General features: G+C 68.9%; 12 protein-coding genes. 7 read left to right on the top strand and 5 right to left on the bottom strand.

Annotated features, from left to right (window positions below):
- Positions 1-7: 7 nt before the first annotated feature.
- Entirely contained in the window at positions 8-862 is an 855-nt protein-coding gene (locus tag NC7_RS15500; protein ID WP_067983551.1) for an alpha/beta fold hydrolase, read from the bottom strand.
- A 65-nt stretch (positions 863-927) separates the two neighbouring features.
- Between NC7_RS15500 and NC7_RS15495 the strand changes: the two genes are divergently transcribed.
- A complete protein-coding gene (locus NC7_RS15495; RefSeq protein WP_067983550.1) occupies positions 928-1,512 on the top strand; it encodes a TetR/AcrR family transcriptional regulator in 585 nt (194 codons plus the stop codon).
- 3 nt (positions 1,513-1,515) lie between these two features.
- On the opposite strand, the gene NC7_RS15490 is transcribed toward NC7_RS15495, so the two are convergent.
- Positions 1,516-2,397, bottom strand: coding sequence for an endonuclease/exonuclease/phosphatase family protein (locus NC7_RS15490; RefSeq protein WP_236573456.1), 882 nt, complete (start codon positions 2,395-2,397; stop codon positions 1,516-1,518).
- Between the two features lie 152 nt (positions 2,398-2,549).
- Here NC7_RS15490 and NC7_RS15485 point away from each other — a divergent pair, with 152 nt between their 5' ends.
- A complete protein-coding gene (locus NC7_RS15485) occupies positions 2,550-2,993 on the top strand; it encodes a YybH family protein (protein ID WP_067983546.1) in 444 nt (147 codons plus the stop codon).
- Here NC7_RS15485 and NC7_RS15480 read toward each other — a convergent pair.
- Entirely contained in the window at positions 2,990-3,427 is a 438-nt protein-coding gene (locus NC7_RS15480) for a DUF4267 domain-containing protein (protein WP_067983545.1), read from the bottom strand. The two genes, NC7_RS15485 and NC7_RS15480, sit on opposite strands and share 4 nt — an antisense overlap.
- Positions 3,428-3,542: 115 nt before the next feature.
- Between NC7_RS15480 and NC7_RS15475 the strand changes: the two genes are divergently transcribed.
- Both NC7_RS15475 and NC7_RS15470 read left to right on the top strand, forming a co-directional pair.
- A complete protein-coding gene (locus tag NC7_RS15475; RefSeq protein WP_067983543.1) occupies positions 3,543-6,953 on the top strand; it encodes an ATP-binding protein in 3,411 nt (1,136 codons plus the stop codon).
- A 95-nt stretch (positions 6,954-7,048) separates the two neighbouring features.
- The gene (locus NC7_RS15470) at positions 7,049-7,969 is read left to right on the top strand and encodes a zinc-binding dehydrogenase (protein ID WP_067983783.1); all 921 of its coding nucleotides are present in this window, start codon (positions 7,049-7,051) and stop codon (positions 7,967-7,969) included.
- Here the strand turns inward: NC7_RS15470 and NC7_RS15465 are convergent.
- Complete coding sequence (locus NC7_RS15465; RefSeq protein ID WP_201449888.1) at positions 7,951-8,565, bottom strand: TetR/AcrR family transcriptional regulator; 615 nt, start codon at positions 8,563-8,565, stop codon at positions 7,951-7,953. The genes NC7_RS15470 and NC7_RS15465 overlap by 19 nt on opposite strands.
- 82 nt (positions 8,566-8,647) lie before the next feature.
- Here NC7_RS15465 and NC7_RS15460 point away from each other — a divergent pair, with 82 nt between their 5' ends.
- The 3 genes from NC7_RS15460 to NC7_RS15450 all read left to right on the top strand — a co-directional run bounded on the left by NC7_RS15460 (position 8,648) and on the right by NC7_RS15450 (position 11,420).
- A complete protein-coding gene (locus NC7_RS15460) occupies positions 8,648-9,391 on the top strand; it encodes an alpha/beta fold hydrolase (protein ID WP_084458509.1) in 744 nt (247 codons plus the stop codon).
- Between the two features lie 99 nt (positions 9,392-9,490).
- Positions 9,491-10,852 carry a M20/M25/M40 family metallo-hydrolase gene (locus NC7_RS15455; protein WP_084458508.1) on the top strand — a complete coding sequence of 454 codons (1,362 nt, stop codon included), beginning with the start codon at positions 9,491-9,493 and terminating at the stop codon, positions 10,850-10,852.
- Between the two features lie 40 nt (positions 10,853-10,892).
- The gene (locus NC7_RS15450) at positions 10,893-11,420 is read left to right on the top strand and encodes a YbhB/YbcL family Raf kinase inhibitor-like protein (RefSeq protein WP_067983539.1); all 528 of its coding nucleotides are present in this window, start codon (positions 10,893-10,895) and stop codon (positions 11,418-11,420) included.
- Positions 11,421-11,468: 48 nt separating this feature from the next.
- Here NC7_RS15450 and NC7_RS15445 read toward each other — a convergent pair whose 3' ends face one another.
- On the bottom strand, positions 11,469-13,295 hold the full coding sequence (locus NC7_RS15445) for an AMP-dependent synthetase/ligase (protein ID WP_067983536.1): 1,827 nt from the start codon (positions 13,293-13,295) through the stop codon (positions 11,469-11,471).
- Positions 13,296-13,297: the final 2 nt, after the last annotated feature.

Genomic DNA, 13,297 nt, shown 5'->3' with positions numbered 1-13,297 from the left:
ACAGCGGTCAGCGTGGGGTCGCGCGCGCCGACGTGGTGGTGAGGAACTCGGTGATGGCTGCGGCGACCGCGTTCGGTTGGTCGAGCATCGACAACACATAGGCATCGTCGATCTCGACCAGCCGGGCGCGGGGGATCAACTCGGCGAGGCGGCGGCCGTGTTCGCGGGGCATGACCTTGCCCGCCGAGGACCACAGGATCAACGCCTCTCCTGGAAAGTGTCGCAGCGCTTCGGTATTCGCGATCAGCTCGGCTCTGCGGAAACCCGAACGGGTGTAGGCGAGCAGGTCGCGGCGGATACCGGGGTCGCGCAGGCCGGGATCGGTCCAGGCGCGCACGAGTTCGTCGGGCAGTCGAGATTTCGCCATCCAGCCGAACAGCAGTGGGGTCTCCCGCAACCAACGCACCCGCAACTGACGCAGCGCCATGATGACACCGCCGGGAAGGTAGGAGGCCAGGACGGCGGATTTGCCGGGCAAGCCGGGCGGAAAGTTGTCGAACGCCTCGCTGGGCAACACGATCAGCCGACCGACCCGCTCGTCGAGACCGTAGGCGGTCAGGAACAGTCCGCCACCCCAGTCGGAGTGCACGAGAGTGACATCGCGCAGGTCGAGGGCGGTGAGAAAGTCCGCGATGAGCTGATTGAGCCCGCGCAGACTCAGGTCGGTACCCGGCCGCAGTGGTTCGGGGTGCGCGCCCAGGGGCAGATCCGGCAGGACGTAGCGGAACCCGGCGGGCAACCGGTCGATCACCGGATCCCAGACCCGGTGGTTCATCAGCAGGCCGTGCAGCAGCACGACCGGGGCGCCCTGCCCGTGCTCGGTGTAGTGGACGCGGCCGGTGGGCAGTTCGACGGACGGCATGAGAACCTCCAGTTAGAGCAAACACTCTAGTGCGTTTGCTCTAGTCTGAAGTGGTGAGGGAGAAGATGTCAACGCCCACCCGGGAACGCCTCGTCACCGCAGTCGCCGAACTGATGCGCACGCACGGGTACAGCGCGATCACGGTCAAGCAGATCACCGCCGCCGCCGACGCGCCGATGGGCTCGCTGTACCACCACTTCCCGCAGGGCAAACCGCAGATCGCCGCCGTGGCCCTGCGTGAATCCGGCGCCGCCTACATCCAGTTGCTGCCGCTGCTGATGGACCCGCACGAGGATCTTGCCGTCGCGGTCTCGTCCGCGTTCGCCGACGCCGCCCGCACGCTCGCGGAATCCGGGTGGATCAATATGTGTCCCGTCGGAACCGTGGCGGGCGAGATCGCCGACACCGAACCGGAACTACGGGAGGTGGTGGCCGAGGTCATCACCGACTGGATCGACCAGGGCACAACGTATTTCGTGCGACGCGGACTGGCCGAGGACGAGGCACGCGATCTTGTGCTGGCGATTCTTTCCGCACTGGAAGGGGCGTTCGTCCTCGGCCGGACATTGCGCTCGGCCGAACCGTTGCTGGCGGCCGGGAAGGCAATGCAGGCACGGGTTGAGGCGGTGCTTACTCGGGCTGAGCCGTAGTTCTCACCGAGCGGGAAAGACGATGCGCGCCACCAGGGCTCGATGGTCGGCACCGGGCAGATCGACGGTTTCCACGTTCGTGGCGCGCGCGTCAGCGAGCAGGAAATGGTCGATGCCGACCAACGGGGGTAGCGATTTGTCTGTCGGATAGGTGACCAGGTGGCCCGCGCCTGCCTGGGCGGCCGCGTCCGCGTAGCGACCCGAGGCCATAGCGCGGAACCGGGCGTGGTCGTGGGTGGCATTGAAATCGCCGCCGACGAGCACCGGACGACCAGCGGGCGCGGCGTCCAGCACCTGCCGGAGCCGGGACAGTTCATCGGCCCAGACGCGCGTGTCGTAGATCGGGGGGACCGGGTGGAAGGCGTATACCGAGACCGGACCGACCTCGGGGACCGTGGCAGTCGCCGAGATCTGATTGAGGACGTACCCGTCGTATTCGACAGTGTCGGACACCGGGTACCGGCTCCAGATCCCGGTCCCACTCGCCGTCTGGCCGGGAGCCAGGTAGCGGTACGGGAGCAGGGCATCCAGACCCGCACGACCCAGGTCATCGACCGCGGGGCGGGTGAGCTCGTTGACGGTGAGTACGGCGATATCCCGCTCTCGCACCTCGTTGACGAGCACCACCGGATCGGCGCCGTCGAACAGCAGATTGGCCTGCATCGCCATGATCGCGGGCCCCTCGCCCCCACCATCGGCGAAGTACAGCGGTGCCTGGGTCGCCAGAGCGGCGACGACCGCAATCCCTGCCACCCCGGCAGCCACCCACTGCTTCATGCCCGCGAAACCAGCGGCCCCCACCACCGCACCGCACATCAGATACGGTGCGGCCGACGCCGCCAACACGAGCGGCTCCACATCCCACCGCGAAAAATGCAATGCCACACCAGCGATTCCGGTTAGCGTCGCCACCCCGGCAACCATCCCGACCCCGATCCGAACAATCCGCGCGCTCACCACGCCAGCCAAACACGTGAAGCGAGACTTTCCGAACCCAGGGGCGCGCGCCCGGCGGGGACCTCACATTCGTTCTCGGTTTGTCGGACTACCGAAAAGGTCCGAAGGTCGCGGACATCGTCTACTACGACGCTGTCGCGCCGCTGCGGTTTTCGGGAACCGAGGAGGCGCGGGCGAACTTCCTGCGGTGGTTCGACGGGTATGACGGGCCGATCGAGCTGGAAACGCATGAGCTGACGATCGCTGTCGACGGAGACGTGGCCTTCGCCAACATGCTCCATCTGGATTCCGGCAAGCACAAGGGCGGCATCGAATTGTCGATCTGGGTGCGCGAAACCGTCTGCCTTCGGCGCGTGGACGGCCGATGGGCGATCACGCACGAGCACAGACGCGCCCGCGGATGCGGGCAGGACCATCTTCGGTCTCGCGGCGAGGGCGCTGCTGGCGCGGTTCGGTGTGCGCAGGGCAGGCGACAGGTCGGTGTGATCGAGACGACCACACCGACCTGCTCGGGTGTCGGCTAGGTACGCGCGGGGTGTTCCGTGAGCAGCAGGGCGGCCGTCAGCACGACGAACACCATTGCCGAAATGTGGACGGTCAGCGCTGTCGTCACCGTTCCGCCGTGGGTCACCACGGCCAGTGCGTCGCCGAACGGGATCGCGGCATTGATCAGGACTATCCAGCCGAGGAGGCGGCGGTGGCCGAGGGCGAGCACCAGAAACGTCACTGCGGCGACCGCGATGTCGCGCACGCCCTTGACGACGAAATAGCCGTCGGCATTGCCGGTGGGCCACGGCGTGATACCGAAACCGGCGGGCGAACTCTCGGGGGCGAGCAGGAAACTCAGCCCGAAATACAACGGTGCCGCCGCGCACATCACGGCCATCACGGTGGTGACGCGATACCTCGTGACCACCGTTCGTCCCACTGTGCCGATGCCCTGGGTGCTGATGCTCATACTGTCCTGCCTTTCAACGGGTTTCGATGTGAACGAGACTGCTCGCCGAGGTTTGGAAGGCAGTTGGAGCCGACTTGGAACCGTGCGGGTCGGCGCGCGTACGATACGGCTGGTCATGGTCTTGATCCGGGTGTTGGGCTCGTTCGCGGCCGAGGTCGGCGGCGAACCGCTTCCCCTCGGTGGCCCGCGTCAACGTGGTGTGCTCGCGCTGCTGGTGGCCGCGCGCGGGCAGGTGGTGCCGGTGGACCGGCTGGTCGAAGACCTCTGGCGGGGGGAAGCGCCGTCGCGGGCATTGGCGTCGTTGCAGGCGTATGTGTCGAACCTGCGCCGCCTGCTCGAACCGGACCGACCACCACGGGCACCGGCACGTCTGCTGGTGAGCGCCGCACCCGGTTACGCGCTGCACCTGCCCGAGCACGCGGTGGACGCCTGGCGGTTCGAGGAACTGCTCGAACAAGCTCGCACGCTCACCGATCCCGAGGACTCGCGGGCCCGGCTGGACGAGGCATTGGCGCTGTGGCGCGGTCCCGCCTTCGCCGAGGTCGCCGACGAGCCGTGGGTGATCGCCGAAACAGCACGGCTGCACGAGTTACGCCTGGTCGCGCGCGAACTGCACATCGAGGCGGGTCTGCGCCTGGGCCGGGCCGCGACGGTCGTTCCCGACACCGAGACCCTGACTCGCGACGAACCCCTGCGCGAGGAAGGGTGGCGGCTGCACGCGCTGGCGCTGTGGGGCAGTGGGCGTCAGGCCGATGCGCTGACCGCGTTGCGTCGCGCCCGCACCCAGTTCGCCGATGAGCTCGGCCTCGATCCGGGCCCGGACCTGGTGGAACTGGAAGAGGCGATCCTGGCTCAGCGCACGGACTTCCTGCGCGCGGTGGTTCCGGCGGTGTCCTCGCAGCGGACAGTGCTGCCCAGGAGCCAGAATGCGCGCGAAGACGCGGCGGCTGCGGGCAGCGGCCGTGAGGTAGAGGTGGGCAAAGTCGGCCCCGGCGCGGTGGACCCCGGCGAAGTCCGCCTCGGCGCGGCCGGGTCAGGTGTGGTCGGCCCGGGGAAGAACTACTCCGGGAGTGTCGGATCACACTCAGCGTCACCGGCATTCGATAACGGCCGGTCATCCACTCTGTTTGTCGGGCGCGACCACGAACTGGCAGCCCTGGTCAAAGCTGCCGAGCAAGCAATCATCGACGGTGCGAGAACCGCCCTGATCACCGGTGAGGCGGGACAGGGCAAGTCGACCCTGCTCGAGCACCTCGCCACGACACTCACCCGCGACGGGTGGCTCGTAGCCGCCGGGCGCTGCCCCGACGTCGACAGCGCACCACCGGCCTGGGCCTGGGTCGAAGTGCTGCAATCGATCGCCGAAAGTACTGCGCCACAACCATTCTCCGAAGATCTGGCGCCGCTGCTCGTGGACTCCGCGCCCGCGCACGGCGACGCGGCCGCCGGACGGTTCCGGCTCCGCCGAGCCGTGTGGGCCTGGGTCGCCGCGGCCGCCACCGACCGACCGGTCGCCGTCGTCCTGGACGACCTGCACTGGGCCGACGCCGCCACCCTGGAACTGCTCACCGGCGGCATCGATACCCGGGCCCCGATTCTGATCGTCGCCGCCTACCGTTCGGACGAAAGCGAGCGCCTCACCGAAACACTCGCCACCCTGGCCCGCACCGCCCCGCTGCGCCTCGACCTGCCCGGACTCGACCGCGACGCCGTCGCCGAACTCGTGCGGGCCGAATGCGACACCGACGACTCGACCGTGGCCGGAATCGCCGAAAGAACCGGCGGCAACCCCTTCTACGTGCGTGAGACCGCCCGCCTGCTCAACGGTGAAGGCGCACTGGTCGCGCTCTCGGAGGTTCCCGAGGGTGTCCGCGACGTGCTGCGGCGACGGCTCGCACGGCTGCCCGACAGCGGTGTTTCGGTGCTGCGGTTGGCGGCGGTGGCCGGTCGGGAATGCTCGGTCGAGGTGCTCGTGCGCGCCGCCGACACCGACGAGGACGGCGTGCTCGACGCCGTCGACGCGGGCGTCATCGCCGGGCTGCTCGACGAACCGGGGCCCGGTCGTGTCCGGTTCGTGCACGCCCTGGTCAGAGACACCCTGGTCACCGGTGTCAGCCGGGCACGCACAACGCGGATGCACGCGCGGATCGCCTCGGCCCTCGAAGGCTCCGGCGACATCGTCGCCCTGGCCCATCACTGGGCGCGGGCCGGGTCGCCGAAAGCCGTCGGGTACTGCGTGCAAGCCGCGGAACTGGCCGAGGCGCGCTACGCCCACGATGTGGCGGTCGTGCTCCTCACCGACGCGGTCGCCGTTGCCCGCGAACCGGACGAACGGGTGGATCTGCTGGGCAGATTGCTGCGAGCACAGGTCAGGGCCGGGTCCATCGCGGGCGCCAGGCGCACGCGCGAGGAGGCCGTCGAGTTCGCCGAGTCGCTGGGACGTGAGGATCTGATGATCGCCGCGTTCACCGCCTGGACCGAACCGACACCGTGGCAGTCCCGGATGTACGGCACGATCGACCGCCCGATCGTCGAACGGCTCGCCCGGTTGCTCACCCGCACCGACCTCGACCGCGACGTGCGCGCCCATCTGCTCATCGCCTACACCCACGAACTGGTCGGCGAAGACGATCCGACGGTCATGCCCGCGGCCCTGGAAGCACTCGAGTCGGCGACCTCCTCGCGTCTGCGTGCCGCTGCCCTGCTGATCCTGGCGCGCGCCTCGGGCCGCCAGGAGTACTCGCGGGAACTCCTGGCGATCGGCACCGAACACGACCTGCCCGTGTACCGCATCACCGCCCTGCTCAACCTGGCTGCCGGTGCCGCCGCCGCCAACGATCCGGCGACCATGCGTCGCGTCAGTGAACAAGCGCGCGACCTGGCCCGCGCCTATCGGATGCCCGAAGCGGTCGGCGCCGCCGAGATCGCCCTGGCGACACTGGTACTGATCGAGGGACGGTTCGCCGACGCCGAACGTCGCTACATCACAGCCACCCAGCGCATGGAACGCGCCGGTTCGGTGCACGCCGCCGGGTTCCTCCGCATCGCCCGCGCGGCGATCTGGATCAACGACGGCACCCTCGGCGCCCACCTGGACGAGGTCCGCGCCTTCCACGCCGCGCTCGGCCCGATGGTCACCGACCTGCTGACACTGGTCCTGCACGCCGCGGGTCGCGGCAACGAGGTGGAGCCCACACCACCGGCCCCCATCCGGGCCGACTTCTTCTTCACCTTCCTGACGAGCCTGCGCGCGCTGGCCCTGATCGCCGTGAACGATCGTGACGGTGCCGAGCGGGTCTACACGGACCTGCTGCCGCACCGCGACGGTCCGCCCGCGGGCGCGGAGAGTGTTTCGCTCGCCGTGCGTCCGGTCGCACACATACTGGGCGAGCTCGCCCAGTTCCTCGGTCGTAATGACGAGGCGGCCGCGCATTTCGCTCGGGCAGCCGACATCGCGGAAATGTGGAACGCCCCGCACTGGTCGACCACGGCCAGGGCCCGCGCCGCCGCGGCAATCCGCGGCTGACAGCGCAGGTCACGGCGACATCCGGTTCGGTTCCAACTCCCTTCCAAGTCGCGCGAGCAGGCTGGCATCCATCAGCACTGATGGAGGAGCGAATCATGAACACAGCAGGTACTTTCCGGGCCGCCGTCGTCCGCACACCCGCCGGACCCGACACGATCGAGATCATCGACGTCCCCGTTGTCGAGCCCGGACCCGGTGAGGTGCGGGTGGCTGTCGCGGCCGCACCCGTGAACCCCACCGATCTCGGTGTCGTCAGCGGCTTCTTCCACGATCTCGGGATGATCGACCAACCCGAACACACCGGACTGGGCTGGGACTTCGGCGGCACCGTCCTGGCCACCGGACCCGGCGTGGACTTGGCCGTGGGGACCCGAGTCGCCGGTGTCGTGCTCGGCTTCGACCGCGACTTCGGCACCTATGCCGAACAACTCGTCGTGCCCGCCACCGACCTCGCGGTCGTGCCGGACGGGCTCGACCTCGTCCCGGCGGCCACAGTGCCGCTCAGTGGTCTGAGCGCCGCACAGATCGTCGACATGCTCGGCGAGGCACCCGCCGACGGTGACCGGCTGCTGGTGATCGGAGCCGCCGGTGCCATCGGGGCCGGTGTCGCCGCACTCGCCCCCGACCGCGGCTGGCGCGTCACGGGTCTGGCCAGAGTGGCTGACGAACTGTTCGTGCGTGGACTCGGCGCCGACTTCGTCACCGCGGTCGAACCTGGGTGGGACGCGGTCGTCGACGCCACCCCGCAACAGACCTGGGGCCTGAAACCGGTCCGCGACGGGGGAGTGTTCGTCGGTGTCCGGCCCAATATCGTGCCCACGGTGGAGCGGGGTATCACCGTGAACGTGCTGATGGTGCGATCGGATGGACCACGCTTGGGGCAGCTGCTCGCCCTCGCCGCGGCAGGCCGATTGCCCACGCGGGTGCACGCGGTCTTGCCGCTGGACCGGGCCGCCGAGGCCCACCGGGCCATGGCCGACGGTGGGGCGCGCGGTCGTTACGTACTCGAACCCTGAGCCCGGCCTGGCGTGGGCAGGCCGAGGGTGGTTTCGAGATGGTGTGCCCACCACTGTGCGTGCGCGTCGAAGGTCGCGGCGGCGTCGGTGAGCCCGGCGCTGCGCCGGAAAGCGTCGCCGTAGCGGACATCCATCGCCACGGCCTGATGCAGAGCCGCGACCGCGTGACGGGTGTCGTCGAGGGAACTGCCCGGTGGGCGGGCACGGTGCAGGGCCTCGACGACGGGGTCGAGCATGCCGCTGCCCCGGTCACGCCATCCTGCGGCGTGCAGGGCGACGGCGAGATCGGCGTAGCCGCCGCGGTAGAAGTCGTGGAGTGCGGTGATGAGTGCGGGCAGGTCGGCGTTGTCGTCCAGCCACGCCGCGACGATATTCGCCAGGCCCGCCCTCAGCCGACGGCCGCCGTGGCGCAGGAGGTCGGTGAGCAGGGTCTGCCGGTTCCGGAAGTGATGGGTGACGCCCGCGTCGGTCATGCCGACGCGGGCGGCGACCGCACGGACCTGCACGGTCGCGGGACCGCCCTCGGCCAGGAGCGTCGCGGCGGCGTCGAGGATCGCCTGACGCGCCTCCTCGGGCCGCCTCCGCACTCTCGGCATGCTCACATCGTCACACTACCTTGACCCACCAAGGCAGCGAGGCCTACCGTTACCTGGACACGTCAAGGTTTGGGGTACCGCGATGATCCATACCGATATCGTCCTCGGCGACGCCACGCTGCGCGCCACGGTCGGCGGCCACGGACCCACGATCCTGCTGCTGCACGCCGGGGGAGAGCGTCGCGGCGTGTGGTCGCCGATCGCGGCACGGCTCGGGGCGTGTGGCTACCGCACCGTCGCGGTCGACCAGCGCGGCCACGGCGAGAGTTCCGGGCAGGTCACCACGCTCGGGCCGCTCGCCGACGACGTGGCCGCGCTGATCGCCCGTGAGTCCGGCCCCGTGGTGGTCGCCGGAGCCTCCCTCGGCGGCTTCGCCGCCATGGCGGCACTGGCCGAACCTGCCGTCCGGTCCAGGGTCACCGGGCTGATCCTCGTGGACGTCGTTCCCGATCCGGACCCGGAGCCGACACGAACCTGGTTGCGCGACCAGGGCTTCGGTGCGAGCCTCGATCACCTCACCGACGACATCCTCGGATCCGGGCCCGCGTTGCTCGCCACCATCAGCACAGTGGACCTGCCCGTCCTGCTCGTGCGCGGCGGCCGCTCCTTCCTCGCAGACGACGACGTACACCGGCTGTGCCGGGCCAACCGGCGCGTCACCATCGCCGTGATCGCCGAAGCAGGACACCTCGTTGCCCGCGACGCACCGGAACAACTCGCGGATCTCATCGCCGTGCACGCCGAGAGCTGTTTCGACGAGCCCACCGTGCGCGGGGCAGTGGAATTCCAGCGAGCACTCGGCGCCTTCCGCGCGAACTGTCGCTAATTCGTTCTCCCGCAGTACCCGCAGGTGATGTGACACGGCGGGGTGGGTGATCGGGTACGCGGGGCGCGTCGAGACGGGGAACAGTGGTAGGAAAGGGGCGTGGTGGCATCTGGCGAAAGTTCTGGAGTCGATCGACGGTCTCGCGCGGAAGACGAGGTGGTGGGGCTGGTCAGTACGCTGATCCGGTTCGACACCTCCAATACCGGTGAGCTCGCGACCACCAAGGGCGAACGAGAGTGTGCCGAGTGGGTCGCGGCGCAACTGCGGGAAGTCGGGTACGAGACCGAGTACGTCGAATCCGGAGCGCCGGAGCGCGGCAATGTGTTCGCCCGCTTGCGCGGGGCCGACCCGAGCCGGGGTGCGCTGATGATCCACGGACACCTCGACGTGGTTCCCGCCGAAGCGGCCGACTGGAGCGTGCACCCGTTCTCGGGGGCCGTGCAGGACGGATACGTGTGGGGGCGCGGCGCGATCGACATGAAGGACATGGTCGGGATGACTCTGGCGCTGGCGCGTCAGTTCAAGGCCGAGGGCACCGTGCCGCCGCGAGACCTGGTGTTCGCGTTCCTCGCCGACGAGGAGAACGGCGGCAAATGGGGCTCACAGTGGCTGGTCGACAACCGGCCCGACCTGTTCGACGGCGTCACCGAAGCCGTCGGTGAGGTCGGCGGGTTCTCGCTGACCGTGCCCCGCCCGGACGGCACCGAACGCAGGCTGTACCTGGTGGAGACGGCCGAGAAGGGCCTGGGCTGGATGCGGTTGCGGGCCAAGGCTCGGGCGGGCCACGGGTCGTTCCTGCACGAGGACAACGCGGTCACCATCCTCGCCGACGCGGTGGCCCGGCTCGGGAAACACACCTTCCCCGTGGTGCTCTCGGACTCGGTGGCCGAATTCCTGGCCGCCGTCACCGAGGAGAGCGGTCTGCGGTTCGACCCGGACAGCCCCGACATCGAAGGCCAGCTCGCCAAACTCGGCACCATCTCCCGCATCATCGGCGCCACCCTGCGCGACACCGCCAACCCGACGATGCTGTCGGCGGGCTACAAGGCCAACGTGATCCCCCAGACCGCCGAGGCCGTGGTCGACTGCCGGGTGGTGCCCGGTCGTCAGGCCGCGTTCGAACGCGAGGTCGACGAACTGATCGGCCCCGACGTGGAACGCGAGTGGATCACCAAACTCGACTCCTACGAAACCACCTTCGACGGACACCTCGTCGACGCCATGAACGACGCGGTGCTGGCCAACGACCCCAACGGGCGAACCGTGCCGTACATGCTCTCCGGCGGCACCGACGCGAAAGCGTTCGCCCGCTTGGGAATTCGCTGCTTCGGTTTCGCACCGCTGCAGCTGCCGCCGGACCTCGACTTCACCGCCCTGTTCCACGGCGTCGACGAACGGGTACCGGTGCAGTCCCTGGAATTCGGCACCCGGGTGCTGGAACACTTCCTGCTGAACAGCTGAACCCGCAGGCCCCAGCCGCCAACAACACAGAGAGGCCGCTATGACCTACAACCCGTACGACGCGCTGCCGAAGGTGCCGTCGTTCACCCTCACCTCCACCGACATCACCGACGGGCAGCCGCTGGCCAATGATCAGGTCTCCGGGGTGTTCGGCGCGGGTGGCAAGGACATCTCCCCGCAGCTGAGCTGGTCCGGATTCCCCGAGGGCACACAGAGTTTCGCGGTCACCGTGTACGACCCGGATGCCCCGACCGCATCGGGGTTCTGGCACTGGGCGGTCGCCAACATCCCCGCCTCGGTGACTTCGCTCGACACCGGTGCGGGTAGCGAGGGCGGCACCCTGCCCGCCGGTGCGGTGTCGTTGCGCAACGACGGCGGATTCCCCGGCTTCGTCGGCGCGAGCCCGCCGAAAGGCCATGGGCCGCACCGGTATTTCGTGGTCGTGCACGCCGTCGACGTGCCCGAACTCGAAGTCGGCCCCGATGCGGCCCCGGCCTACCTCGGGTTCAACCTGTTCTTCCACACCCTTGGTCGTGCCACCCTCGTCGGCACCTACGAACAGCACTGAAAACACCGGTGGCCCCGCACGGATGCGGGGCCACCGGTTCTTTCGGACCTACTTCACGTTCACCACGCCCGCGGGCGGTTCAGCCGCGTAGAGCTCGGCGATCCGGTCGGCGTATTTGTTCGCGATGGGGGTGCGCTTGAGCGACATCTTCGGGGTCAGCTCGTCACCACCGGGCTCCCACAGCGTCTCCACGATGTGGAACCGCTTCACCTGCTCCACCCGCGACAGCTTCCGGTTGCCCGCGAGCACCGCCTCCTTGACCTCCTCGATGATCTCGGGGCGACGCGACAGCTCGGCCAGGGTGGCGTCGGTGGCACCGAACTCCTTGGCGCGCAGGGCGGCGACATCGGGATCGAGCATGACCAGGGCGGTGATGTAGGGACGGGCGTCGCCGATCGCGACAGCCTGACCGATCATCGACGAGGCCGCCTTCATGGCGTTCTCGATATTGGAGGGGGCGATGTTCTTGCCCGCCTCGCTGATGATGAGCTCCTTCTTGCGGTCGACGATACGCAGGTAGCCGTCGGCGTCGAGGGTGCCGACATCGCCGGTGTGCAACCAGCCCGCGTCGTCGATGGCCTCGGCGGTCTTGTCGGGCATGTTGCGGTAGCCGCGGGTGATGATCGGGCCACGGATGAGAACCTCGCCGTCGGCGTCCAACCGCAACTCGACCCCGTCCATGACCCGGCCGACCGAACCGGGGCGTGGCTTGTCGATCTCGGTGAACGTGCCGACGCCCGTGGTCTCCGACATGCCCCACACCTCGCTCACCGCGAAGCCGAGTCCGAGGAAGTACTCGAGGGTTTCCGGCGGCACGGGGGCCGCGCCGGAGGCGGCGACCTTCAGTTCCGCGAAACCGAGCGCCGCACGCAACTTCGACAGCACCAGCGCGTCGGCGAGCCTGCGCTGCACACCGAGCAGCAGGGAAGATCCCTCACCGGCCAGCTTGGCGCGGGCCTGGGCGACACCGACACCGATCGACCAGTTGGCCAGCGCCTTCTTCACCGGACTCGGTTCCACGGCGAGCTTGTTCTCGATCCCGGCCTTGATCTTCTGCCACACCCGGGGCACACCGAAGAACACCGTCGGGCGGGCGTCGGGCAGTGCCGCGGCGATCTCACGCGGGTCGACAACCGTGGTGATCTGCACACCGGTGAGCAAGCTCATCGCGTGCGCGGAAATGCGGTCGGCGACATGGGCGGCGGGCAGGTAGGACACGGCGCGGTCGTCGAAACCGACCGGCAACGGGCCCGACACCAGACCGACGACCTGAGCGATCACATTGCTGTGGGTGAGCTCAACACCCTTGGACGGGCCGGTGGTGCCCGAGGTGTAGATCAGGGTGGCCAGGTCGGTGGATTCCACGGCCTGCCAGGCGGCGTCGAAATCGAAGTCCGGCAGCGGGTCCGATTCGAGCTGGGCCAGCGAAATGGTGTTCTCCGCGGTGCCGTCGACGAGGATCGTGTGCGCGATCTCGGCACCGGATTCGCGGATCACGTCGAGAAACGCCTGTTCGGTGACGACGACCTGGTTGCCCGCGTTGGCGAACACATGCGCGATCTGTTCCGGTGAGCTGGTGTTGTAGACCGAGAACGGGGTGGCGCCCAGGTGCAGGGCGGCGGTGTCGATCAGGTTGAACTCGGGCCGGTTGGTGAGCATGATGCCCACCGAATCGCCGTGTCCGACGCCGAGTTTCGCCAGCCCGGCGGCCAGGGCGCGCACCCGGGTGGCGTATTCGGACCAGGTGATCTCCTGGGTGCCACCGACGGTGCGCAGCGCGATCTGAGCCGGCCGCAAGGCGGCGGTCTGCTGGAAGGCGGCGGGCACGGTGTGCACCGTGACCCCGGAAGCGTGCGCGAAACCGATCTCTGTCATAT

It is taken from the genome of Nocardia caishijiensis NBRC 108228 (genome assembly GCF_001612825.1).
GTDB lineage: Bacteria > Actinomycetota > Actinomycetes > Mycobacteriales > Mycobacteriaceae > Nocardia > Nocardia caishijiensis.
This window is presented reverse-complemented; position numbering and strand designations above follow the sequence as displayed.

What these genes read in the sequence shown, in the direction of transcription:
- NC7_RS15445 (WP_067983536.1), bottom strand. Translation starts at nt 13,295, where the DNA reads ATGACAGAGATCGGTTTCGCGCACGCTTCCGGGGTCACGGTGCACACC.
- NC7_RS15470 (WP_067983783.1), top strand. Translation starts at nt 7,049, where the DNA reads ATGAACACAGCAGGTACTTTCCGGGCCGCCGTCGTCCGCACACCCGCC.
- NC7_RS15500 (WP_067983551.1), bottom strand. Translation starts at nt 862, where the DNA reads ATGCCGTCCGTCGAACTGCCCACCGGCCGCGTCCACTACACCGAGCAC.
- NC7_RS15475 (WP_067983543.1), top strand. Translation starts at nt 3,543, where the DNA reads ATGGTCTTGATCCGGGTGTTGGGCTCGTTCGCGGCCGAGGTCGGCGGC.
- NC7_RS15460 (WP_084458509.1), top strand. Translation starts at nt 8,648, where the DNA reads ATGATCCATACCGATATCGTCCTCGGCGACGCCACGCTGCGCGCCACG.
- NC7_RS15465 (WP_201449888.1), bottom strand. Translation starts at nt 8,565, where the DNA reads ATGCCGAGAGTGCGGAGGCGGCCCGAGGAGGCGCGTCAGGCGATCCTC.
- NC7_RS15450 (WP_067983539.1), top strand. Translation starts at nt 10,893, where the DNA reads ATGACCTACAACCCGTACGACGCGCTGCCGAAGGTGCCGTCGTTCACC.
- NC7_RS15495 (WP_067983550.1), top strand. Translation starts at nt 928, where the DNA reads ATGTCAACGCCCACCCGGGAACGCCTCGTCACCGCAGTCGCCGAACTG.
- NC7_RS15480 (WP_067983545.1), bottom strand. Translation starts at nt 3,427, where the DNA reads ATGAGCATCAGCACCCAGGGCATCGGCACAGTGGGACGAACGGTGGTC.